The sequence below is a fragment of the Embleya sp. NPDC127516 genome (assembly GCF_044765325.1).
Taxonomy (GTDB): domain Bacteria; phylum Actinomycetota; class Actinomycetes; order Streptomycetales; family Streptomycetaceae; genus Embleya.
The window spans coordinates 94,965-117,844 of record NZ_JBIWJT010000032.1 but is presented as its reverse complement, the minus strand read 5'-3'; the positions used below and the strand labels follow the sequence as shown (position 1 = coordinate 117,844).

General features: G+C 71.6%; 21 protein-coding genes and 1 tRNA gene. 8 read left to right on the top strand and 14 right to left on the bottom strand.

What is annotated here, in order from left to right; all coding sequences use genetic code 11:
• Nucleotides 1-113 precede the first annotated feature (113 nt).
• Entirely contained in the window at nucleotides 114-542 is a 429-nt protein-coding gene (locus tag ACIRL2_RS41190) for a PPOX class F420-dependent oxidoreductase (RefSeq protein ID WP_395864333.1), read from the bottom strand.
• Nucleotides 543-912: 370 nt separating this feature from the next.
• Nucleotides 913-2,022 carry an ABC transporter ATP-binding protein gene (locus ACIRL2_RS41185; RefSeq protein ID WP_395864331.1) on the bottom strand — a complete coding sequence of 370 codons (1,110 nt, stop codon included), beginning with the start codon at nucleotides 2,020-2,022 and terminating at the stop codon, nucleotides 913-915.
• Nucleotides 2,023-2,257: 235 nt separating this feature from the next.
• Between ACIRL2_RS41185 and ACIRL2_RS41180 the strand changes: the two genes are divergently transcribed.
• Nucleotides 2,258-3,289, top strand: coding sequence for a LacI family DNA-binding transcriptional regulator (locus tag ACIRL2_RS41180; protein WP_395864329.1), 1,032 nt, complete (start codon nucleotides 2,258-2,260; stop codon nucleotides 3,287-3,289).
• Between the two features lie 70 nt (nucleotides 3,290-3,359).
• Here ACIRL2_RS41180 and ACIRL2_RS41175 read toward each other — a convergent pair.
• Nucleotides 3,360-3,433: transfer RNA gene (locus ACIRL2_RS41175), tRNA-Thr, on the bottom strand.
• Between the two features lie 176 nt (nucleotides 3,434-3,609).
• Between ACIRL2_RS41175 and ACIRL2_RS41170 the strand changes: the two genes are divergently transcribed.
• A complete protein-coding gene (locus ACIRL2_RS41170) occupies nucleotides 3,610-3,873 on the top strand; it encodes a GlsB/YeaQ/YmgE family stress response membrane protein (protein WP_395864327.1) in 264 nt (87 codons plus the stop codon).
• A gap of 136 nt (nucleotides 3,874-4,009) precedes the next feature.
• A complete protein-coding gene (locus tag ACIRL2_RS41165) occupies nucleotides 4,010-4,885 on the top strand; it encodes an acyl-CoA thioesterase (RefSeq protein ID WP_395864325.1) in 876 nt (291 codons plus the stop codon).
• Nucleotides 4,886-4,906: 21 nt separating this feature from the next.
• On the opposite strand, the gene ACIRL2_RS41160 is transcribed toward ACIRL2_RS41165, so the two are convergent.
• Nucleotides 4,907-5,437, bottom strand: coding sequence for a flavin reductase family protein (locus ACIRL2_RS41160; protein WP_395864323.1), 531 nt, complete (start codon nucleotides 5,435-5,437; stop codon nucleotides 4,907-4,909).
• Between the two features lie 226 nt (nucleotides 5,438-5,663).
• A complete protein-coding gene (locus ACIRL2_RS41155; RefSeq protein ID WP_402239299.1) occupies nucleotides 5,664-7,058 on the bottom strand; it encodes a class I adenylate-forming enzyme family protein in 1,395 nt (464 codons plus the stop codon).
• Between the two features lie 468 nt (nucleotides 7,059-7,526).
• Between ACIRL2_RS41155 and ACIRL2_RS41150 the strand changes: the two genes are divergently transcribed.
• Both ACIRL2_RS41150 and ACIRL2_RS41145 read left to right on the top strand, forming a co-directional pair.
• Nucleotides 7,527-9,173: a diguanylate cyclase domain-containing protein gene (locus ACIRL2_RS41150; protein ID WP_395864319.1), complete on the top strand. Its 1,647-nt coding sequence runs from the start codon at nucleotides 7,527-7,529 to the stop codon at nucleotides 9,171-9,173.
• Nucleotides 9,174-9,630: 457 nt separating this feature from the next.
• On the top strand, nucleotides 9,631-10,380 hold the full coding sequence (locus ACIRL2_RS41145; RefSeq protein ID WP_395864317.1) for a CBM35 domain-containing protein: 750 nt from the start codon (nucleotides 9,631-9,633) through the stop codon (nucleotides 10,378-10,380).
• Here the strand turns inward: ACIRL2_RS41145 and ACIRL2_RS41140 are convergent.
• From ACIRL2_RS41140 to ACIRL2_RS41115, 6 genes are all read right to left on the bottom strand, one after another.
• Nucleotides 10,373-11,143, bottom strand: coding sequence for an S-adenosyl-l-methionine hydroxide adenosyltransferase family protein (locus ACIRL2_RS41140; RefSeq protein WP_395864315.1), 771 nt, complete (start codon nucleotides 11,141-11,143; stop codon nucleotides 10,373-10,375). The genes ACIRL2_RS41145 and ACIRL2_RS41140 overlap by 8 nt on opposite strands.
• A gap of 9 nt (nucleotides 11,144-11,152) precedes the next feature.
• The gene (gene trxA / locus ACIRL2_RS41135) at nucleotides 11,153-11,500 is read right to left on the bottom strand and encodes a thioredoxin (RefSeq protein ID WP_395864313.1); all 348 of its coding nucleotides are present in this window, start codon (nucleotides 11,498-11,500) and stop codon (nucleotides 11,153-11,155) included.
• Nucleotides 11,500-12,003, bottom strand: a complete 504-nt coding sequence (locus ACIRL2_RS41130) for a MerR family transcriptional regulator (protein WP_395864311.1) — start codon at nucleotides 12,001-12,003, stop codon at nucleotides 11,500-11,502. The genes trxA and ACIRL2_RS41130 overlap by 1 nt, the downstream gene beginning before the upstream one ends.
• 120 nt (nucleotides 12,004-12,123) lie before the next feature.
• Nucleotides 12,124-14,508, bottom strand: a complete 2,385-nt coding sequence (locus ACIRL2_RS41125) for a glycoside hydrolase family 65 protein (RefSeq protein WP_395864309.1) — start codon at nucleotides 14,506-14,508, stop codon at nucleotides 12,124-12,126.
• Nucleotides 14,505-15,284 carry an HAD family hydrolase gene (locus ACIRL2_RS41120; RefSeq protein ID WP_402239295.1) on the bottom strand — a complete coding sequence of 260 codons (780 nt, stop codon included), beginning with the start codon at nucleotides 15,282-15,284 and terminating at the stop codon, nucleotides 14,505-14,507. Before ACIRL2_RS41120 ends, ACIRL2_RS41125 begins: the two co-directional genes overlap by 4 nt.
• Before the next feature lie 149 nt (nucleotides 15,285-15,433).
• Nucleotides 15,434-16,216, bottom strand: a complete 783-nt coding sequence (locus tag ACIRL2_RS41115) for an SDR family oxidoreductase (RefSeq protein ID WP_395864305.1) — start codon at nucleotides 16,214-16,216, stop codon at nucleotides 15,434-15,436.
• Between the two features lie 414 nt (nucleotides 16,217-16,630).
• On the opposite strand from ACIRL2_RS41115, the gene surE reads away from it, so the two are divergent.
• Nucleotides 16,631-17,584, top strand: coding sequence for a 5'/3'-nucleotidase SurE (gene surE / locus ACIRL2_RS41110; protein ID WP_402239292.1), 954 nt, complete (start codon nucleotides 16,631-16,633; stop codon nucleotides 17,582-17,584).
• Between the two features lie 104 nt (nucleotides 17,585-17,688).
• On the opposite strand, the gene ACIRL2_RS41105 is transcribed toward surE, so the two are convergent.
• The gene (locus tag ACIRL2_RS41105; RefSeq protein WP_395864301.1) at nucleotides 17,689-18,420 is read right to left on the bottom strand and encodes an acyltransferase; all 732 of its coding nucleotides are present in this window, start codon (nucleotides 18,418-18,420) and stop codon (nucleotides 17,689-17,691) included.
• Between the two features lie 195 nt (nucleotides 18,421-18,615).
• On the opposite strand from ACIRL2_RS41105, the gene ACIRL2_RS41100 reads away from it, so the two are divergent.
• Both ACIRL2_RS41100 and ACIRL2_RS41095 read left to right on the top strand, forming a co-directional pair.
• A complete protein-coding gene (locus ACIRL2_RS41100; RefSeq protein ID WP_395864299.1) occupies nucleotides 18,616-19,659 on the top strand; it encodes an alcohol dehydrogenase catalytic domain-containing protein in 1,044 nt (347 codons plus the stop codon).
• A gap of 167 nt (nucleotides 19,660-19,826) precedes the next feature.
• Entirely contained in the window at nucleotides 19,827-20,603 is a 777-nt protein-coding gene (locus ACIRL2_RS41095; protein WP_395864297.1) for a YidB family protein, read from the top strand.
• Here the strand turns inward: ACIRL2_RS41095 and ACIRL2_RS41090 are convergent.
• Entirely contained in the window at nucleotides 20,581-21,882 is a 1,302-nt protein-coding gene (locus ACIRL2_RS41090) for a cytochrome P450 (RefSeq protein WP_402239288.1), read from the bottom strand. The genes ACIRL2_RS41095 and ACIRL2_RS41090 overlap by 23 nt on opposite strands.
• 79 nt (nucleotides 21,883-21,961) lie before the next feature.
• Nucleotides 21,962-22,723, bottom strand: coding sequence for an SDR family NAD(P)-dependent oxidoreductase (locus tag ACIRL2_RS41085; RefSeq protein ID WP_395864293.1), 762 nt, complete (start codon nucleotides 22,721-22,723; stop codon nucleotides 21,962-21,964).
• Nucleotides 22,724-22,880: the final 157 nt, after the last annotated feature.

Here is a 22,880-nt window from a genome sequence, read left to right as displayed (position 1 = left end):
CCCGGCTCCAAGGCGGGGGGGGGGCCGGGGGGGGTCCCGGCCGGCCCCAACCCCCGGGGCGGGGGCCCCCCACACCCGGGGGGGGGGCCCCCGGCACGTCGTGTGCGTCGTCCTCAGCCGGCGATGTTCCGATCGGCCACCACGTGGTGGATGTGCACGTGGATCACCTGTTCGCCGTCGACCGGCTCGCGCTCCACCACCTTGTCCGCGCCCATGTATCGCGCGGCGATCCGACTCGGCCAGACCCGCAGATCGGCCGGATCGGCCGAGATCCGCGCCTCGCCCTCGACCACGACATACGCGTACGGCGGCCGATCGTCGTCCACGCACAGGCTCACCCGAGGATCGTTGGCAAGGTTGCGCCCCTTGACCGAGGACCCGAACGTGGTGAAGACAAGCTCGACCGTGTCCCCACGATCATCGAGATCGAACCAGATCGGGGCCACATGCGGCCGACCATCGGGGCGTACGGTGGCGAGCTTCCCGGTACGCGGTCCTGCCAACAGAAAGGCCCGCCACTGAGTCTCGGTCATGCGTTCCATACCCCGAGTCTCGCCGCTCGCCGCCCCGAATCCCGGTAGCCCCGCCAACGCTCCCAGCGATCCCCCACAACCCCCGACACAGGTGAACCCTCGTGATCGACGCGCAAAGCGCGGAGGAGCCGCAAGCTTCGACCCCGAAGCCCACCACCCCCACCCATCGCCCGGCGCGTCAGCGCCCCCGACCCGCCCCACCCCGGCGATCGACGCGCGAAGCGCGGAGAGCGGCGGAGCCGCAAGCTTGGGCTTCGTGCCCCGGAGCGAAGCGGAGGGACACGAAGCCCCGAGCGAGGCACCACTTTTTTGCGGAGGAGCGAAGCGGGGGAGCAAAAAAGTGGTGCCTCGCGAGCCGGCGACGAAGTCGCCCAACAAATCAGTCGTGCAGCCGCTCGCCGCTCTTGGTCGAGAACAGGTGGGTCTCGCCGACGGTCGGGACCACGTGCAGGACCCCGCCCTTCTCCGGCACGTCACGCCCGGGCACCCGCACGACCAGCGGCTTGGTCTCGCCGTCGATGGTGACCGAGCCGTAGACGAAGGCGTCCGAGCCGAGTTCCTCGACCACGTCCACCGACACCGCGAGGCCCTTGCTGTCCTTGGACAGCCCCTCGGCCGAGTTGATCTTCAGGTGCTCCGGGCGCACGCCCAGGGTCACCTTCTTCGCGCCTTCGGCGACGGCCGCCTCGCGCGCCTCGCGGGAGACCGGGACGACCGCGTCGCCGAAGCGGATGCCGTCCTCGGCGAGGTCGACCTCGATCAGGTTCATCGCGGGCGAGCCGATGAAGCCGGCCACGAACACGTTGGCCGGGCGGTCGTACATGTTGCGCGGGGTGTCGACCTGCTGGAGCAGACCGTCCTTGAGCACCGCGACCCGGTCGCCCATGGTCATCGCCTCGACCTGGTCGTGGGTGACGTACACGGTGGTGATGCCCAGGCGGCGCTGGAGGCCGGCGATCTGGGTACGGGTCTGCACGCGCAGCTTGGCGTCCAGGTTGGACAGCGGCTCGTCCATCAGGAAGACCTGCGGCTCGCGGACGATCGCGCGGCCCATCGCGACGCGCTGGCGCTGACCGCCGGAGAGCGCCTTGGGCTTGCGGTCGAGGTACTCGGTGAGGTCGAGGATCTTCGCGGCCTCTTCGACCTTCGCGCGGATCTGCTTCTTGTCGACGCCGGCGATCTTGAGCGCGAAGCCCATGTTCTCGGCGACCGTCATGTGCGGGTACAGCGCGTAGTTCTGGAACACCATCGCGATGTCGCGGTCCTTGGGCTCCAGGTTGGTGACCTCGCGGTCGCCGATGTGGATCGAGCCGCCGGTGACCTCCTCGAGACCCGCGAGCATGCGCAGGGAGGTGGACTTGCCGCAACCGGAGGGGCCGACCAGGACCAGGAACTCGCCGTCGGCGATCTCCAGGTCCAGCGCGTTCACGGACGGGCGCTCGGCGCCCTTGTAGGTACAGGTCGCCTGCTTGTAGCTGACCGTGGCCATGGTGATGTGTCCTTCCACCGGCAGGAACGTGCCGGACGATCCGAGTGGAGGGTGAGGTACCCGGTGCTGGGCTGCCTGGGCCGCCCCGGGCAAGTGGTCTAGTCCATTCACAATGGACTAGCGATCACCGTACCGGGGCGCACGGCATCTGTCAGCAGTCCCGATCGTCCGAAATGTTTTGCGCGGGCCGCAAGGCCCTGCGAAATCCTGCTGAAACTGTCACTAGGCTGCGGGCATGAAGGCTCGACTGGCGGACATCGCAACGCAGGCAGGGGTCAGCGAGGCGACCGTGAGTCGGGTCCTGAACAGCAAACCCGGGGTCGCGGACGACACTCGGCGGGCCGTCCTGACCGCTCTCGACGTGCTCGGCTACGAACGTCCCGCCCGCCTCCGGCGGCGCAGCGCGGGCCTGGTGGGGCTGCTGCTCCCGGAGTTGGACAACCCGATCTTCCCGGCGTTCGCGCAGGTCATCGAGCGGGCGCTGGCGCACCACGGCTACACGCCGGTGTTGTGTACCCAGACCCCGGGCGGCGTCACCGAGGACGACTACACCGAACTGCTCCTGGAACGCGGGGTATCCGGGATCGTGTTCGTCTCCAGCCTGCACTCGGACTCGGGCGCGGACCTGTCCCGCTACCTGCGCCTGGTCGAGCGCGGTCTGCCGATGGTGTTCGTGAACGGCTTCGCACCGGGGGTGGACGCGCCGTTCATCTCCAGCGACGAGGCGGTCGCGGTGGAACTGGCGATAGGGCACCTCGCCTCGCTGCGGCACACCGCGATCGGGCTCGCGGTCGGGCCGGAGCGCTACGTGCCGACCGCGCGCAAGATCGCCGGCTTCCGGCGCGGGCTCGCCGAGCGGTTCGGCGTCGAGGACGCGGACGGCTGGATCGAACGCTCGCTGTTCTCGGTCGAGGGCGGCCAGGCGGCGGCGGGCGCGCTGTTCGATCGGGGTGCGACGGCGATCGTGTGCGGCAGCGACCTGATGGCGCTCGGCGCGGTACGCGCGGCGCGCGAGCGCGGGTTGCGGGTGCCGCAGGACGTCTCGGTGGTGGGTTACGACGACTCGCCGCTGGTGGCGTTCACGGATCCGCCGCTGACCACGGTGCGCCAAGCGGTGCAGGCGATGGGCGCGGCGGCGGTGCGCGCGCTGCTGGACGAGATCGGCGGGGGTCGGGCGCCGCGCACCGAGTTGATCTATCGGCCGGAACTGGTGGTCCGCGGCTCGACCGGACCGGCTCCGGACCGCCGTCTTCGGCCGGGCGGATAGCGGCGCGAAAAGCGGATAGCGGCGCGAAAAAGGGCCGCCGGCCGCGTCCCCGCAGCCTGCGGCCCCATCGAGCCCCGAGTCGGGTTCGAACCGACGACCCCGCGCTTACAAGGCGCGTGCTCTGGCCAACTGAGCTATCGGGGCGTGTACCGGACCATTTTGCACCGTGGCCACCCGGCGGGCGCAACCACCTTAGGGCTTTGTGGCACGGGAGTGTTCGCGTTAACGCGCGGTGATCGTGGGGAACAGGAGACACCTGCCCGGAAACGTCCGGGTCGGCGGTACTTTGTACGGCTGTCGGATGGTCCGCTGGAGGAACCATGACGATCGTTTCCCTGATCATCGCGGGCATCATCATCGGCGCGTTGGGGCGACTCTTCCTTCCCGGCGACCAGAAGATCGGCTTCCTGGCCACGATGGCGGTCGGCATCGTGGGCACGTTGATCGGCTACGGCATCGCCGCGGCTCTGGGTGTCGAGGACACCAGGGGGATCGACTGGATCCGCTGGATCATCAGCGTCGTGGTCGCCGTGTTCCTGGTCTCGCTGGTGGTGAAGTTCACCGGAAAGGGTGCCAGGCGCTGATTCCGTCGCACGGCTGCTTCCCCCGCGCAGCCGATTCCGGCGCACGGGCGACGATGGGAGAGGCCCACCGCGGGGGCGGAGTCGATCGGCTCCGCCCCCGCGTCGTGCGTGTTCGGCAGGCTGCGATCATGCGCGCATGGCTGGTGGAGTGTCGATGTGGCCGAGTATCGCGACGGCCGACTTGGTGGACGCGCTGGACCTGACGCCGGTGGGCCCCGCGGACTCGGGCGGGCCCGGCGCGGTGGTCGGCTTTCGTGCGCGCAACATCGTGACCCGGATACCGCGCACGCTCGGCGCGCAGGTGTTGGCGCAGACCGTGGTGGCGGCCGAGCGGGTGGTTCCGCACATGGCGGTGCAGACGCTCCAGGGAGTGTTCCCGCGTGCGGGGGATCCGGCCGAGCCGGTGGAGGTGCGAGTCGAGCGGCTGCATCAGGGCCGGTCGGCGGCGATGCTCCAGGTGGGCTTTCGGCAGGGCGGGCACGAGCACTACCGGGCGTTCGTGACGCTCGGTGTGGTCGGGCCCGAACTGGTGCGACACGCGGACCCGTTGCCGGCCGAGGTGGTGGGGCCCGAGGACTGCTCCGAGCTGCCGGTGTCGATGTTGCCGTGGGAGGTGCGCACGGTGGGCGGGCCGGCCGCGTTGCACCCGGACCTGGCCGGGCCGCCGGGTCTGGACCTGTGGACGCGGTGTACCGGGGTCGCGGACACCGCGACGATGGCCCGGGCGATTCTGGCCTGGTCGACCGAGGGCTTTTTGGGCCCGGTGGCGCTGCGGCCGTATCCGCAGGCCGAGATCGAGCGGCGGGGCGGGCGGGCGATGTCGGTCGCGCTGGCCCAGAACATCACCTTCCACGAGGGCTTCTCCGCGCACGAGTGGCTGCTGCTGCGGTGCGCGAGCGAGTACGCGGGCGACGGGCGCATGCACGGGCGGATCCGGGTGTTCACCCGAACGGGACGTCTGGTGGCCTCGGTGACGGCGGACGGGCTGATGCGGCCGGGGCCGCGCCCGTAACCACCCGGATCGGCCCGGGGCTCAACCCAGGCTCCGGTACCCGCCGCGGAAGTGCAGCAGCGGCGGGCCCTCCGGGTCGGGCAGTCCCGTGGTCAGCACCTCGCCGACGTACAGGATGTGGTCGCCCGCCTCGACCACCTGGTGGGTGCGGCATTCCAGGGTGGCCAGTGCGCCGCCGACCAGCGCGGCGCCGGAGGCCGGGCCGCGATCGTGCGGGATGTCGGCGAAGATCAGCCGGTCGCTGATCCGGCCCGGGATCGCGAAGCGGGCGGCGATCCGGCTTTGGCTTCGGGACAGCAGCGACACCGCCCACAACGGCTGTTCGTCCAACACGTCGCGCATGCGCGCCTCGCGGCGCAGGCTGATCAGCACCAGCGGCGGGTCCAGGGACACCGACACGAACGCGGTCGCGGTCATCCCCACGTCGTCCACGGGACCCCCGTCGCCGGGGTCGCCCTCGACGGCGGTGATCAGCACCACGCCGGAGGCGAAACGGGACATCGCGGTCTTGAAGGCGGCTTCGTCGACGGGCTGCGGGGGTGGCACGGACACGGCTCCAGGGTATGCGGGCCGAGCGCCCGACCCGGGATCGGCCTCGCCGGGCGGGCGGGTCGGCGGACTCGTTCGGTCCCGTCGGCCGGACGGCACGCGCACGGGCCGCCTTGGTTGGAGCCCCGGGCCCGGACCCCTGCCCGGATCGCCCGGTCGTATCGGCGTCGGCCCCACACGGCTCGGTCCGATCCGGCCCGGCCCGGCTTGACCCAACGGCTCGCCCCGGTCACCGGTTGGCGGTGATCTCCCGGGTCAGGTCCTCGCGCCGGGTGGGTCCGGACGGGAGTTCGTCGGCGTGGAAGAACCGGACGGGATGTTTGTGCGCTGCCAGGCCGGCCTTGGCGCAGGCGTCACGCAGCGTGGCGGGCCCCGGCACCCGGGCGGGATCCTCGGCGACCACCACGGCACCCAGCAGTCGGCCGTCGGTGGGGTGCGGCAGGCCGATGACCGCGATGTCGCGGACGTCCGGGTGGTCCTTCAGGACTCGTTCCACCTCGCCCGGGCCCACCGCCTTGCCGTCGATCCGGATCAACTCGGCGGCGCGGCCGGTCACCGTCAGCACGCCGTCGGCCTCGTCGAGCACGGCCAGGTCGCCGGTGCGGTACCAGCCGTCGGCGAGCATCTCGGCCGTGGCCGCCGGGTCGTCGGCGTACCCGTCGAACAGCAGCGGGCCGCGTACGCACATCTCGCCGTCCGGGTCGAGCGCGACGTACTGCAGCGGGCCGGGGATCCCGCAGGCGCCCGGGTGGGCGAACAGGTCCGGGCCGGACAGCGCGGTGAGCGGGCCGGTCTCCGGCGTGTCGAGCACCACCCGTACGGTCGCGTTCGGCGCGATCCGGGCGATCTCCGCGAACACGGCGGTCTCGGTGGGTTCGGTGTCGGCGAACCGCAGTGTGGCCAGGGCCTCATCGTCGGCGGGCCGCTCGGGCGCAGTCTCGGCCAGCGCGCGCCACACGGCGGGCGCGGCGGTGAGCCGGGTCGCGGCGTGTTCACGCACCGCGGCGCGCAGCGCGGTCGGATCGCCGCCGGGCACCAGGACCAGGGTGTCCCGGGCGTGCCACTGGGCGAGTGCGAGTGTCCAGGTCCGGGCGTCGTCGAGGTCGGCCGCGAGCACGTGCGCCCCGCGCGACTCGGCGAGCGCGCCCGGGTGCGAGCGCAGCACCAGGACGCGGTGCGACAGCAGCGCGCCGCGGCGTCCGGCCGGCGCGATCAGGCACGGGTCGGTCTCGGCGGGCTCGATGTCCGACGGCTCCGGGAGGTCCTCGGGGTCCTCGTCGTCGAGGTCGGCGATCAGCGCGTCGGCCATCGCGGCCGAGTCCAGGACCAGGGCGGGCGCGTACGCGTCCGGGTGGGCGGGGTCGGCGGGTACGAGCACCGCGCCCAGTCGGGCGAGCGCCGCGAACAGCGGTACGGCCGCGATGCCCGGTCCGGTCGATACCGGCCCGCAGCCGACCCGGTCGCCGGCCTCGACGCCGAGCGCGAGCAGGCGGCGCAGTCCGAGTTCCGCCGCCGCGTCGACTTCGGCGAAGCTCAGCGAGCGTTCGCCGAGCACGATCGCGACCCGGTCCGCGGCGGCACGGGCCGCGTTGGCGAAGACCTCCCCGACGACCAGACCGGTCATGGGCCCAACCCCTGTCGCTCGACGCGCGATGTGTTCGCCGTATCGGCCTCCGCGACGCGCGCGCAAGATCGTACGAAGACCTGACGGACGTACGGTAGGGATTCCGTCGTCCGCTGGGAAGAGAGGTTGGCGATCATGCTCCGGATCGACTGTGCCTCAGCTCGCTGACGCATAGCGAACGGCCCGTACGGAATCTGATTGGTCGTCAGGTCGACGTGGCGAACCCTGGGTTGGTTCCCGAAAATGGGCTCCCGCCTCGTACGATGCGCGGTGGATGCCGGCGGAGGACGCGATTCCGGGGCGGCTCGGCGGTCCGACTCGATACGGTATGAAGCGTGAGGTGGCTCACAGTGACAGTCGGATCGATGACGGAACGTCGCCAATGCGAAGCCCGCTGTGATTCAGTTTCTCTGGTAAACGGACGATATCTGTTCAGAAGACACCGGCGTCGACCCCTGGGGGAGACCCATGACAGCCGAGACGGAGACCCACGTCCGGTTGGCGACTTTGCGCCTTTTGAACCGCGTCGTCGCCGACCTGAACGCCACGCGCGACCTCAAGGACACCCTCCAAGCCGTCGTCGACGGAGTGGTTTCGGGCCTCGGGTTCGGGGTCGCTGCGGTCAATCTCGTCCGCGCCGACGGCGACCTGGAGGTCGCGGCGGTGGCCGGCAACGACGAATTGCGCAAGGCGATGGCCGGCCAGATCGGCTCGCGCGAGGGTTGGGATCGCATTCTGGCCGCCGCCGAGCCGTGGGGTCCGCTGCGCTTCCTCGGGCACCGCTCGGGGCTGGCCGACGTGGGGGACGTCCCGAGTTGGATACCCGACCTGCCGATCGGCGATCACCCCGAGGCCTGGCATCCGCGAGACGCGTTGCTCGCGCCGCTGCACACGCCCGAGGGCGACCTGGTCGGCGTGTTGTCGGTGGACCTGCCGGTGGACGGCCTGCGGCCCGCGCCGTGGCGGCGCGAGGTGCTCGGCATGTTCGCCGCGCAGGCGGCGATCGCGGTGGACAACGCGCGGCTGCGCAGCGACATGCAGCGCGCGGTGGCCCGACTGGAGCGCGAGCAGTTGGCGCTGCGGGCCAGTGAGGAGAGCTTTCGGCAGGCCTTCGAGTACGCGCCCAGCGGCATGGTGATGACCGGGGTGCGCGGGCACGAGCAGGGCCAACTGCTGCGCGCCAACGACGCGTTGTGTCGGATGCTGGGCTACCCGGCGCCGGTGCTCAAGCGGCTCGGGCTCGGCGCCCTGGCGCATCCGGAGGACCGCCCGCTGCTCGGCGGACACCTGGGGGGCACGGTCCCGGTGGCGGGTTGTACCGAGCTGCGTCTGGCACGCAGCGACGGTACGTACCGCTGGGTCTCGTTGCGGACCTCGCAGGTCGCGGACGGACTCGGCGACCTGCGGTTCGGGTTGACCCACGTGGAGGACATCGAGGACCGCAAGCAGCGCGAACAGGCGCTCGTGCACGAGGCCAGCCACGACCCGCTCACCGGGCTGCCGAACGGGCGCGAGTTGCGCGCCAGGCTGGCCGCGCGGTTCGGCCTCGACCCCGGGATGCCCGCCGCCGACCCGGACGAGGCGGTCGCGGCGGTCGGCTCGGTCGGCGAGGTGCGCGAGCCGTACGCGGACGAGTGGGCGGTGCCCGCCGGCGCGATCCTGAGCGTTCCGGAGGGCGCGGTGGTGGTCGTGGACGAACCGCCCGCCGCCGAGCGCCGGGGCGTCGCGCTGCTGTTCTGCGACCTGGACGGGTTCAAGCACATCAACGACAATTTCGGCCACCACATCGGCGACGTGGTGCTCAAGGCGGTCGCCGAGCGGCTCACCGCCGCCGTGCGCGAGGGCGACACGGTGGCCCGGCTCGGCGGCGACGAGTTCGTGGTTCTCGCGGACGGAATCGGGCGCGAGGAGGCCGAGGAGATGGCGGTGCGGCTGCGTCGCGCGCTGTCCGTGCCGATCCCGGCCGAGGGCCTGGCGGTGCCGCTGGAGGGTGCGAGCTTCGGGATCGGCTGGGCGGAGGAGGCCGCCGAGCCCGAGGATCTGCTGCGGATCGCGGACGAGCACATGTACGCGAACAAGCGCCGTCGCGACCGGGCCCAGCGCCGGGCGGGCTAGGCCCAGGGTCGCCGCGGGCACCGTGCGGGCCGGCTCGGCTCGGGTGGGCGGCGGTCGGCGGTCCGGCCCTGGCGCGGGCCACCGCCATGGCGGTGGACGTATTGGGCGTCACGGGTGAATTCGGTCACCGAATCGATGGGTGGCTCGGGTCGGGTGACACGGGCGTGAACGGACCGGAAACGGGTCTGCGACCGGTCGCCATACGCATCAGTAGGGCCTTTTCGTGACAGTCCCGTCACTCGGACAACGCCACTTGTCCCGCCCATCGCCCGTTAGTGTGATGCCTGGTATTGACAAAGCTTGGCCTGGCGAACGTAGGGAGGACTACCCGATGACGGCGGGTACCAACGGTGAACCTGAAGACCCGTACGGGTACCTCTATCGGCCGGCGCCGGGTGAGGAAGCAGCCGAGGGGACAGGGACAACCGGTGCGTACGGTTCTTCCGCCAATCGGATGATGCCGCAATACGTGCAGGTCGGGCAGATGAGCTACCCGCCGCCCGCACACACGCAGCCCCAGGCGGCGATCCCGGCGCAGCACGAACACGGCGGCGCGCAGCCCCCGCCGCAGTCCCCGCCGCCGCGCGGCGGCAGTGGGGGCGGCGGACGCGGCGCGGTGATCGGCGCGGCGGTGGCGATCGTGCTCGTGGTCGCGGTGGTCGCGGCCGTGCTGATGACCCGCGGCGACGACAAGGACGACAAGGCGAAGTCGCCGACCACGCCCAGCGGCGGCCAGAGCAGTGCGGCCCCGTCGCAGACCGCGTCGCCCTCCAGCGCGCCGTCGACGGCACCCGGCGGCAAGTTCGCCGTGCTGGAGGCGGAGGAGGCTTCGCCCGGCGGTGGCGCGGTCCAGGTTCCCGGCGTGGCCAACTCCTCGGGCAAGGGCATGCTGGACATGTCGGCCTCGGGGTCGAGCATCACCTGGAAGGTGGAGGTGCCCAAGAAGGGCACGTACTACCTGGCCGTGAAGTTCCTCAACGCGGGCTCCAAGGAACAGAATCTGTCGATCCTGGTGAACGGCAAGGACACCACGAACAAGGTGAAGCTCAAGAACTACGGCACGTCGACCAGCGTCACCGGCACCTGGAACATGGTGCAGCTCAACGAGGGCTCGAACGACGTCTCCCTCGCGTGCGCGCCCGCGGACAGTTGCAAGGCGGCGCTGGACCAGGTCTGGTTCGAGAACCAGCAGCCGAACCTCAAGTAGCGGGCGAAACGCCGACCCGGTCGCCGGCCCGCAGGCCCAGCAGCCGGGCCGCGTCGCCGCCGTTGACCGAGATCGCCAGCAGTTCGGCGGAGTCCTGGTAGCCGACGAGTTCCCCCGAGGGCACATCGCCGAAAGTGCTCCGCAACGGGACCCGGTACGTGTGCCCGCCCACCTCGATCCGCAGCGCGTCGGCGCCGGCGAAGTCGGAGACCGCGTACGCGAGTTGCACATTGCCGAAGTGGTCCACCGCGAGCACCTCGCCGGGCATCGGCTCGGGCAGCCGGACCGGGTCGGTCACGACCGGGCCCACCTCGGCGACCGGCGTGCCCAGCGCGAGGTGGGCGGCCACCGGCGCGAACACATCGCGACCGTGGAAGGTGCGGGAGACCTTCGCCAGGGTGAGCGCGGGATCGGCGATCTCGCGGATCTCCCGCACACCGCCCAGCTCGCGCGCGGCCCACAGGAGCAGGCCGTTGTCCGGTCCCACCAGCAGGTGCCCGCCGGCGCGCAGCACGATCGCCCGGCGGGCGGTGCCCACGCCGGGGTCGACCACCGCGATGTGCACGGTGCCCGCCGGGAACCACGGCAGGGTCTGCGCCAGCACGAGCGCGCCGCGCCGCACGTCGCCGGGCGGCACCAGGTGGCTCACGTCCACGACGGGTACGTCCGGCGCGATGCCGGCGATCACGCCGTGGCAGGCGGCCACGAAGCCGTCGGCGAGCCCGTAGTCGGTGGTGAAGGTGATCCGGCGGGGGATGGCCATCCCCGGAATCTATCGAGCGGCGGCGGGGTTCTGCCCGAGCACGTCGGCGAGTTCGGCCAGGATCCGGCGCTTGGGCCGGGCGCCGACGAACTGCCGCACCGGTTCGCCGCCGCTGAAGACCATGAAGGTCGGCATGGACAACACTCCGTAGCGGGCCGCGGTGCCCGGGTTGCGGTCGACGTCGAGCTTGGCCACGGCCAGGCCCGGTTCCTCGATCGCGATCTCCTCCAGCACCGGGGCCATCTGCCGGCACGGGCCGCACCAGTCGGCGGTGAACTCGACCAGGGTCGGGCGGTCGGCGCCCAGTACGGCGGTGTCGAAGTCGGCGTCGGTGGCGTCGTGCACGTTCGTGGTCATCAGGACTCCTTGGTGAGCGGGCCGGCGGTCAGCGCGCAGCGGGGCTCCGGCGGGTCGGGCAGGCCGGCGGCGGCCGAGGCGGCCGGCGTCGGTGCCCGGTCGGCATACCGGCTCGCGGCATACGGGTTCGTGGCGTCGTCCATCGCGCCGTGCGCGCGCTCGGTCTGGTCGAGTTGGGCGGCCAGATGGGCCCGGATGCCCCGCATGCGGTCGATGCACGCGTCGAGTTCGGCGAGTTTGCGGCGGTAGACCGCCACCGACGCGGGGCACTCGTCGCCCGCGTCGTGCCCGGCGCGCAGGCACTCGACGAACGGACGGGTCTCCTCCAGGTCGAAGCCGATGCGCAGGAGCGCGCGGATCTCGCGCACCAGTCGGGCGTCGTCCTCGTCGTAGTCGCGGTACCCGCTGCTGTTGCGCCGAGCCGACAGCAGGCCGCGTTGCTCGTAGTAGCGCAGGGTTCGGGTGCTGGTCCCCGCGCGCTCCGCCAGTTCTCCGATGCGCATGTCCGAAACGGTAGACCTTGACGTGGACGTCAAGGCCAGGGGTGTTCGGCGCCGGCCAAGCCGGGAACGACGGACGCCGGGCCGGCGTCGGGGCCGGCCCGGCGTGTGCCGGGGGATCGGTCAGCTCGGGCTGGGGCCCGTGGGGTGGGTGTCGGGGGCGGTCTGGCGGTGCACCGGGACGCGGCCCATGGGCTGGCCGGGCGGCACGTCGCGGGCGAGCTGGGGGATGTCGAGCGTTATCGGCTTGCCCGGGACCAGCAGGTGCTTCTCGCCGTGGTGCAGTATCGCCAGTTCGTCGCCCTCGCGCAGCGTGTACGTGGTGTGATCGTGGGTGGTCTCCACCCGCAGCCGGGCGCCGCGCACCGACAGGGAGAAGGCCAGGCCGGTCAGGCCGACCGGAAGGCGCGGCTTGAAGGACATGCACTCGCCGTGGTCGCGCAGCCCGCCGAAGCCCGCGACCAGCGCCGTGCAGGTGCCCGCCAGGGAAGCCATGTGCAGGCCGTCCTTGGTGTTCTTGGCCAGGTCGTGCAGGTCCATCAGGGCGGCTTCGGCGGTGTAGTCCAGAGCCAGTTCGAGATGGCCGACCTCGGCCGCCATGACCGCCTGGGTGCAGGCCGACAGGGACGAGTCGCGCACGGTCAGCGCCTCGTAGTAGTCGAAGTTGCGGCGCTTCTGCTCGTCGGTGAACGCGTCGCCGCGCACCTGCATCGCCAGCACCAGGTCGGCCTGCTTGACCACCTGCTTGCGGTAGATGTCGAAGTACGGGTAGTGCAGCATCAGCGGATAGTGGTCGGGCGGGGTGTTCTCGAAGTCCCAGATCCGGTGCTTGGTGAACCCGTCGGCCTGCGGGTGCACACCCAGGTCCTCGTCGTAGGGGATGTACATCGCGTGCGCCGCGTCGCGCCAGCTCGCGGTCTCCTCGGTGTTCACCCCCAGCGCGCGGGCCTCGTGCGGGTGGCGCGCGACCGCGTCGGCCGCGGCGAGCAGGTTGGACTGCGCCATCAGGTTCGTGAACACGTTGTTGTCGGCGAGCGCGCTGTACTCGTCCGGGCCGGTCACCCCGTTGATCCGGAACAGGCCGGCCGCGTCGTGGTGGCCGAGCGAGCGCCACATGCGCGCCGTCTCGACCAGGATCTCCAGGCCGAAGTCGCGCTCGAAATCCCGGTCTCCGGTGGCGCGCACGTAGCGCGCGACGGCGACCGCGATGTCCGCGCCGATGTGGAACGCGGCGGTGCCCGCGGGCCAGTAGCCGGAGCATTCCTCGCCGCGGATGGTCCGCCACGGGAACAGCGCGCCCTTGAGCCCCAGTTGCGCCGCGCGCTCGCGGGCCAGCGGCAGCGTCGAGTGCCGCCAGCGCAGCGCCTGGGCGACCGCGTGCGGCAGCCCGTAGGTGAGCACCGGCAGGACGAACACCTCGGTGTCCCAGAAGCAGTGCCCGTCGTACCCGGGCCCGGTCAGTCCCTTCGCCGGGATCGCCCGCTCCTCGGCCCGGGCGCCGGCCTGGAGCACGTGGAACATCGCGAACCGCACGGCCTGTTGCAGCTCGACGTCGCCCTCGACCTCGATGTCCGAGTTGTCCCAGAATCGCTTGAGCCAGCCGCGCTGCTCGTCGACCAGACCGTGCCACCCGGTGTATCGCGCGGCGGTCAGCGCGGCGGCGACCTGGTCGCGCAGCGCGGGCAGCGAGCGGGTGGAGGACCAGCCGTACGCGATGTACTTGACGATCCGCAGCTTCTGTCCGCGGTCGAGCACCGTGGTCACGCTGAACCGGGCCAGGTCGGCGGAGCTCTCGGTCTCCACGTACATGCTCTCGGGACCGTCGATCTCGTGGTCCATGCCGACCGCGACCCGCAGGCCGCTGTGTTCGGTGCGGTGTACCAGGATCGCCTTGCTGCCGTTGTGCGTGTGCTCCTCGGGGCGCAGCGGTGCCTCCAGCACGGCGGCCGCGCGCGGATCGGCGTTGGGCAGCGGCAGTTCCTCGTTGGTGACCAGCTCCGACTGGAGCACGATCCGGGCCGGGCCGTCTATCGGCTCGATCTCGTACTCGATCGCGGCGATCGAGCGCTGGGTGAGCGAGACCAGCCGCTTGGAGGTGACCCGGACGGTGCGGCCGGCCGGCGAGGTCCACAACGCGCGGCGGTGCAGGACGCCTTCGCGGAAGTCGATCGAGCGCTCGTGGTCCTGGGTCTGGCCGTAGCGCAGGTCGAACGGCTCGTCGTCGACCAGGAGTCGGATGATCTTGCCGTTGGTGATGTTGATGACGCTCTGGCCGGATTCGGGGTAGCCGTACCCGGCCTCCGCGTAGGGCAGTGGGCGCAGTTCGAAGACACCGTTGAGGTAGGTGCCGGGCAGGCCGTGCGGCTCGCCCTCGTCGAGGTTGGCGCGCAGCCCGATGTGGCCGTTGGAGAGGGCGAACACCGACTCGGACTGGGGCAGGTGGTCCAGGTCGAGGGTCTGTTCGGTGATCCCCCACGGCTCGATCGTGTAGGGGTGTCCGGTCGTCATGCCGTGCCTTCCGCCGTGGTCCGCGTGCTCGACGGGTCGCCGGTCGCGCCGTCGAGCAGTTCGTCGAGATCCGATACGACCACGTCCGCGCCGTGCCTGCGCAGTTCCTCGGCCTGACCGACCCGGTCCACGCCGATCACGTGGCCGAAGTCGCCCGCCCGACCGGCCGCGACGCCGGCCAACGCGTCCTCGAACACGGCCGCGTGCGCCGGGTCCGCGCCCAGGGCCCGGGCGCCTGCCAGGAAGGTGTCCGGCGCGGGCTTGCCCTTCAGGTGGTCGCGTTTGGCCACCACGCCGTCCACGATCGCGTCGAACAGGTCGTGGATGTCGGCCGCACGCAGCACGTCCTCACAGTTCGCGCTGGAGGACACCACGGCGCACGGGAGTCCCGCCGCGCGCGCGGCGTGCACGTAGCGCACCGAGCCGGGGTAGACCTCGACGCCCCGGTCGTGGATCAGCCGCAGCACCAGATCGTTCTTGGCGTTGCTCAGCCCGTGCAGGGTGAACGACCCGGGCGGATCGCCCTCGTCGCCCTCGGGCAGTTCGATGCCGCGCGACTCCAGGAAGGAACGGGTGCCGTCCAGCCGCGGCTTGCCGTCCACGAACGTGTCGTAGTCCCGTCTGGGGTCGAACGGGGTGAAGCCGGCGCCTTCGCGTTCGCGCAGGAAGTGGTCGAACATCTCCTTCCAGGCGACGCCGTGCACCTTGGCGGTCTGGGTCAAGACCCCGTCGAGGTCGAAGAGAAGCGCGTGGATGGTGTTCGGCAGCCCCAACATGGCGGATCTCCTGCCCCCGATGTGGGGTGGTTATCCGTGCGGTGATCTTTTCGGATGACACCCGGGACGAGATGGCGTGTCACGTGTGGTGCTTGAGCACGTTTTGACCGAAATGATGTTGAATTCCACACGTGGCACGCGTGGGGCGGCTACCGGACCACATGGCCCGCATTGACCAGAAGCATCTGGCCGGTGATGGCCTTGGCGCGGTCCGACAGGAAGAAGACGACGGCCTCGGCCACGTCGGCGTCGGTGGCCATTTCGGGCAGGGCCATCGGCGCCACCAGGCCGGCGAGGACGTCGGCGGCCGGGACACCCGACGCCTGCGCCCGGTAGTTCACGAAGTTCTCCACCGGCGGTCCCCACATCCAGCCCGGGGCCACCGAGTTGACCCGGATCCGGTACGGACCGAGTTCGTGGGCGAGAGCGTACGTGGCCGAGGTGAGCCCGCCCTTGGACGCGGCGTACGCCATCTGCGGGGCCTGCGGTGGTGGGACCAGTTGGGACTGGGTGGCGATGAAGACCACCGCGCCGCCGGCGGCCTTGAGCGCGGGCAGCGCGGCCTTGGTCATCGCCAGGCTGCCGACCAGGTTGACCTCGACCACGTGGCGCAACTCGGCGAAGTCGGTCGCCTCCAGACCGCCGAACACGGTGTCCAGGGCGGCGCAGTTGACCAATCCGTCCACCGCGCCGAACCGCCGCACCGCGAGCTCGACCAGCGCGTGACAGGTCTCGTGCTCGGTGATGTCGGTCACCGCCCACGCGACCCGCTCGCCGGTGGGGTCGACCTCCTCGGCGGTCTTGACCAGGTTGGCCTCGGTGCGCGAGCCGAGCACCACGTTGGCGCCGTCCCGCGCGGCGGCCAGGGCCACCCGGCGGCCCAGTCCCGGCCCCACGCCCGAGACGATCACCGTTTTGCCGTCCAGGATCATCCGGAGCTCCGCCCACTCGACCCGGCCGAGCCGGACGGCTTGGCTGATGCTTCGTCAGATTACGTTCGGTGCACGGGCCTTGGCCAGACCCGGGCGGCGGGGCGGGCAAACGGGGCCGGGGCGTGTCCCGGATCGCGCATCCGGACGAAACCACCCGGCTCCGCCCATTGCAATGTCCGACCGATGACCCTATTTTCGCTATCCGCCGGCTGACACGTGTCGAATCGCAGGGTGCATTCCGTCCGATTCACCCCTCCGTACACGTTGTTCGACCCGAATTTCACCCGCCGCCCGGTTGGGTCGATAACGGGTTCCGCGCGGTCGGTTCCGCTTCACGCACGAGACCCGAGGTGTCGAACCCGCGTGGTTCGACGCTCCTCGGCGTGCGGACCTTCTTGCCTACGGAGGACGAGAATGGCCATGTTCGGCAGGAAACACGTGTTCACCCTCGCGGCCGGCGCCACCGCCGCCGCACTGCTCGCGGCGAGCGCGCCCGTCGCTGCGGCGAGCGACGACGCGCGAGGCACCCAGGCGCCGCGCAAGCTCAGCATCCTGATGGGCAACGACGACGGACATCAGGGCCCGTTCATCCGCGCCCTCCAGCGGGCGCTCAAGGCGGCCGGGCACGACGCGGTGATCGTCGCGCCCGCCACCGACCAGTCCGGCAAGGGCACCGGCATCAACGCGACGCCCGGTTCGATCGTCAAGGCGGGTGAGGTCGAGCCCGGCATCTGGTCGGTCGAGGGCACCCCCGCCGACGCGATCTCCTTCGCGCTGGCGAACGTGTACCGGGACCGCAAGCCCGACCTGGTGGTCACCGGCGTCAACCCGGGCCAGAACATCGGCGTGACCACCAACCACTCGGGCACCGTCGGCGCCTCGATCACGGCCGCGGAGAAGGGCATCCCGGCGGTGGCGTTCAGCGCCGAGTACAGCACCGCCGATCCGCGCAACCCGTTCCCGCAGATGGCGCAGGCGATCACGTTCGCGACCCGGCTGGTGGACCGGCTCGCGGCCACGACCAAGCGGAACGGGCCGGTGCTGCCCGCGCACACCACGCTCAACGTGAACTATCCGGCGAAGCCGACCGGCCGGGTGGAGATGACGAACGTGGGCGAGGCCGACGCGTTGTCCGTGAGCTACGTCAAGGACCCGTCCTGCGACACGTGCTACAAGCTGAACCTGGGCCTGGCGCCCGGCGCGACCGAGCCGGTGCGCAACGCGGACACCACCGCGCTCGGCAGGGGGTCGGTGTCGATCTCGATGCTGGACGCGGACTGGACGGTGCCGGGCTGGCAGTGGGGACAGCAGACGCGCGTGTTGGACGCGGTCGGCGTGCAACTGCGCCTGTCCGGCCTGAAGGCGTGAGGTCGCGCTGATCCCGGTGGGTGGGGTCGGCTCCGGGCGACCCCACCCCCGTACGGCCGGCGCCGATCGGGCGCCGGCCCGGGGTTTCACGTGGAACCCGGGGGCTACTGGCCGCCGGAGGCGTCGTACTCGGTGAGCAGGGCCACCAGTTCGTCGTGGGTGATCCCGTCCGGGAGCGGCGTGGGAGTGTGTCGCAGCGGCGGGTCCCAGCCGGACTCGGTGCGCCGGCGGACCACCTTCGCGGGTACGCCCGCGACCACACTGTGGTCGGGGACGGTGCCGCGGACCACGGAGCCCGCGGCGACCACCACGTTCCGGCCGAGCTTGGCGCCGGGCAGGATGATCGCGCCCGCGCCGATCCAGCTTCCCGGGCCGATCTCCACGGTGTCGTTGATCGGCCACTGGGTGCCGATCGGCCGATCCGGGTCGGCGTAGCTGTGGTTCTGGTCGGTGATGTAGATGTACGGCCCGGTCCACACATCGTCGGCGATGGTGATCGAGCGGTGTCCGACGATGTGGCTGCCGCGACCGATCGTGCACCGGTCGCCGATGGTCACCACCGCCGCCGTGCCCAGGTCGTGCCCCGGGGCCAGCCCGGCGGACAGCGTGACGTGCTCGCCGATGATGCAGCCCGCGCCCACCGTGATCCACTGCTCGCCGAACACCGAGCCGACCGGGAAGGCGAGCTTGCTGCGCGCGCCCAACCGTCGGAAGCGGTACGGGCCGGGCTGCTCCGCGGTGATCGAGGCCGCGCGTTGCAGCGCGCGCCAGCCTCGGTGCGCGGCGCGCGACACGGCGCCCCGGGCGTGCCCGCGCAGGGCTTGCGACAGCGACATGGAGATCACGTTACCGACGCGTGCGCGGACGTCGGCCGGGCGTGGGACGAACGTCACGCCGGGCCCATCAAGGCCGCTCGGGGGTTGGCTTCCGACGGCTTCTGTAACAGTGTTACCGACGCCGGTGGCCGTGTCGCCGGCAAACCGCGCCGGTGCTTCCCGGCGTCGGGTGGGCGAACCAGTCAGGGAGTGGACATGCGCGCCGTCGTCATCAACGGAACCCGGGACGTGAGTGTGGAGACGGTCCCGGATCCGGTGCTCACCGGTCCGGACGGGGCCGTCGTGCGGGTCGAGGCGAGCGCGGTGTGCGGCTCGGACCTGCACTTCTACGAGGGCGAGTTCCCAGCCGCCGGGCTGCGGCCGGGACACGAGGTGGTGGGCACGGTGATCGAGACCGGCGCCGACGTGAGCCGGATCGCGGTGGGCGATCGGGTCCTGGTCTCGCCGGTGCTGGGCTGCGGACGGTGCGCGGGCTGTGCGGTGGGCAACCCGATCGACTGCGTCGGCGGGGGAGTGCGGGTGCTCGGTGGTGACCTCGGTCTGCCCGGCGGACACGCCGAGGCGGTGGCGATCCCGGCCGCCGACGCGTGGTTGTTGCCGGTGCCGCGGGATCTCGCCGCGGACCACGCGGTGCTGCTCACCGACGCGCTGCCGACCGGCTGGACGGCGGCGACCCGGGCCGACATCACGCCGGGGGCGACGGTGTTGGTGATCGGGCTCGGGCCGGTCGGGCTGTACGCCCTCCAGGCCGCGCAGGTGCTCGGCGCGGGACGGATCCTGGCCGCGGACCGGGTGCCCGAGCGGCTGGCGATGGCCGAGCGGCTGGGCGCGGAGCCGATCGACGGGACCCGGGGCGACCTGGTCGAGCAGGTGATGGCGGCGACCGGCGGGCGGGGTGCGGATGCGGTGATCGAGGCGGTCGGTCAGGACGCGACGCTGGCCGCCGCGATCTCCTCGGTGCGTACCTCGCGCACGGTCTCGGTGGTCGGCGTGGACGCCAACTTCGCGTTCCCGCTCGCGGTTCCGCTGCTGATCATCCGCAACGTCACGCTGCGCTTCAGTACGGCGCCGGTCGCCGCCACCTGGCCCACGCTGATCCCGCTGATCCGGCACGGGCGGCTGGTGCCGGTGGACGTGTTCACCCACCGGCTGCCGCTGACCGAGGCGGCGAGTGGATATCGCACCTTCGCCGACCGCACGGACGGCTGCCTCAAGGTGTTGTTCGACCCGACCCGCTGACGTGCGCCCCCGGCCTCGCCGGTGGGCCGGGTGGGGAGCCCCGGTCCGCCGGAGAGGGTGCCTTCGTGCCCCCGATGGGTGTACCGCCGACGTGCCCACCGCGAAGTAGTGTCCTATTTACCCCACTATGAGAGCCGGATATGGCGACCTGCGCAGGGAGTGGACGGATGAGCGGCGGCGGAATGGACGTTCCCGGTGGACTCGACGGCCTGCTGGGCGGGCTCCTCGGTGGACGGGGCGGCAGCGGCCACCAGGGACTCGTACGGGTCGTGTTGGGCATGCTGACCAAGCAGGGCGACTCGGGCGGCCTCGGCGCGCTGATGCAGCGCCTTCAGGCCGGCGGCCTGGGCGACCAGGCCAAGTCCTGGGTGGAGACCGGACGCAACCAGCCGGTGAGCGGCAAGGAGATCACCGACGCGCTCGGCGAGGACGAGATGGTCCGGCTGGCCGGCGAGGCGGGGATGACCAAGGAGGAGACCGCGGCGGCGCTCGCCGCGACGTTGCCCGGGGTGGTGGACGCGGTGACGCCGGAGGGCGAGTTGCCGGCCGCCGAGCAGATCGACGCGTTGATCGATCCGACGGCTGCCGCGGCGGGTTCGGGGTCGGTGCCTCCGGCTCCGGCGCGGGGCTCGGCTTCGGCACCGGTGTCGGTCTCGGGTGAGACCGCCGGCTCCGAAGACGAGTCGGCGGGAGAGCCGGAGTCGGGGGACGGGCCCGGGGTGGAGAGCGAGTCCGAGGCGGAGGCCGCGTCGAAGTCGGATGCCGAGCCCGGGTCGGCCGAGGCCGGGACCGCGTCGGATGCCGAGGTGGATGCCGCACCCGACGCCGAGTCGGAGTCGGGTGCGGAGTCCGGCTCAGGCTCCGGGGCGGGCTCCGGGGCAGGCGAGGAGCCCGGCTCGGGCGCCGAGCCCGGGTCGGCGGTCAAGCCCGAGAAGCCGGTGTGAACTCGCAGTCCATGTGTTTGATGCCGTTGATGAAGCTGGAGCGCAACCGCAGCGGCTCGCCGACCACTCGGATGTCCGGCAGCCGGGTCAGCAACTCCCGGAACAGCAGCGTGATCTCCCGGCGGGCCAGGTGCGCGCCCAGGCAGAAGTGCGGCCCGCGGGCGCCGAAGCCGACGTGCGGATTCGGGTCGCGGGTGACGTCGAACCGACCCGGGTCGGCGAACACGGCCTCGTCGCGGTTCGCCGACCAGTAGTACAGCAGCAACTTGTCGCCGTCGCGCACCCGTTTGCCGTTGAGTTCGGTGTCCCTGGTGGCCGTTCGCCGCATCCACACCACGGGCGAGGCGAGCCGGACGATCTCCTCCACGGCGGTCGGCGCGCACCGCTCGAAGTCGCTGAGCCAGAGCCGTTGTTGGTCCGGATTCCGGGTCAGCAGCGACAACCCGTGCGAGATCGCGTTGCGGGTGGTCTCGTTGCCGGCGGTGAGCAACAGGATGAAGAAGGAGGCGAGTTCGTCCCCGGTCAGACTCTCCCCGTCGATCTCCGCGTTCACCAGCGCCGAGGTGACGTCCTCGGTGGGTGTGCCGCGCCGGAACTCGGCCAGGTCCTTCATCAGTTCGGCGAGTTGGGCGCCCGCGGTGAGCAGCGCCTCGATGTGGCCGCCGCCCTCCTGTGGGACGTACTCCGGGTCCGCGACGCCCAGGATCACGTTGGAGCGGTCGAAGACGAACCGGTGGTCCCGCTCCGGCACGCCCATCATGTCGCAGATGACCCGCAGCGGCAGTCGGGCCGCGACGTCGGTGACGAAGTCGCACGAGCCGCGTTCGGCCACCTCGTCGACGATGGTGCGGGCGGTGCGGTCCACGTCGTCCGCGAACTTCTTGATCATCCTGGGCGTGAACGTGCGCGCGACGATCCGGCGCAGTCGCTGGTGCCGGGGATCGTCCATCTCGATCATCGATCCGAAGAACTCGCCGAACCCCGGTGGGAAGTCGGGGATGTGGGTCGCGCCGCGGCTCGAGCAGAAGTCCTCCGGGCGGCGGGTCGCCTCCGCGACGTCCGCGTGTCGGGTCAGTGCCCAGAAGCCGGGGCCGGGCTCCAGCGGGCTCTCCGGTTCCGGGTAGTACGGCATCGGCCACGAGTCGCGCAGCCGCGCGAAGCCCGCCTCGCGGTCCGCCAACGGGCCCGACCAGAAGTCCAGATCGGCGAGCGGGACCTCGGTGGGCCAGGTCCTGGGGTTGGGGTCGGTCGTGCTCGGTCCAGCCGCCTCGGCTGCCATGCCGTCACTCCGATCACGCGTTGTTACTCGCGGGTTCGGATATCAGTGCAGCACACATGCGTCCGCCGATCCAGGGCTCTCAGGTGGTGATCGCGCCGCCGTTCACCTGGATCGTCTGGCCGGTGATCCACGCGGCCTCGTCCGAGGCGAGGAAGACGCAGGCCGCGCCCGCGTCCTCGGGGGTGCCCAGCCGGCCCACCGGGATGTGTGCGGCCTGGTCGGCGGTGTGCGCGAGTTCGCGGCCGCTGGGGCGGGGGTCCATCAGGCCCAGCGCGATGGTGTTGGCGGTGACGCCGTCGCGCGCGCTCTCCATCGCGAGGTGACGCATGAACGCGATGGCGCCGCCCTTCGCGGCCCCGTACAGCGAGATGCCGAATTTCTGCCCGCTCACGCCGGCGGCGGAGGCGATGGTGATCACCCGGCCGAAGCGGCGTGCGCACATCCCGTCCAGTACCGCCTTGGTGCAGGCCATCACGCCGAACAGGTTGACGTCGGCGAAGCGTTGCCAGTCCTCGGGCACGCTTCGGCGGAACACGGTCGGGCGGAAGCCCTCGGCGCCGCCGTTGCCCGCGTTGTTGACCAGGATGTCGATCGGCGCGACCGCCCGCTCGAAGGCCCGCACGGCGGCGAGCGCGGCCCGGGCGTCGGTCACGTCGAACACCGCGGCGAAGGCGCGACCGTCGGCGGCCCGGATCGTCTCCGCGGTGTGCTCGGCGCGCTCGGCGTCCAGGTCGTTCACCGCGACGATCGCACCCTGTGCGGCGAGCAGACGGGCGATGCCCGCGCCGACGCCTTGGCCCGCGCCGGTGACCAGTGCCGTCCTGCCGTCGAGTGCGAACACGCTGGTCCCCCGGGGTGGTCGATGGGCTCGACGGCGGCGGGTGCTCGCGGCGTCGATCTTGCCGCGCGCAGCCAACCACCGGCCCCTACACGTGTCAATGCTGGACTCCATCAATTACCTTCTGTGAGGTCGGGGTGCGCACCTAGACTGTGGAACG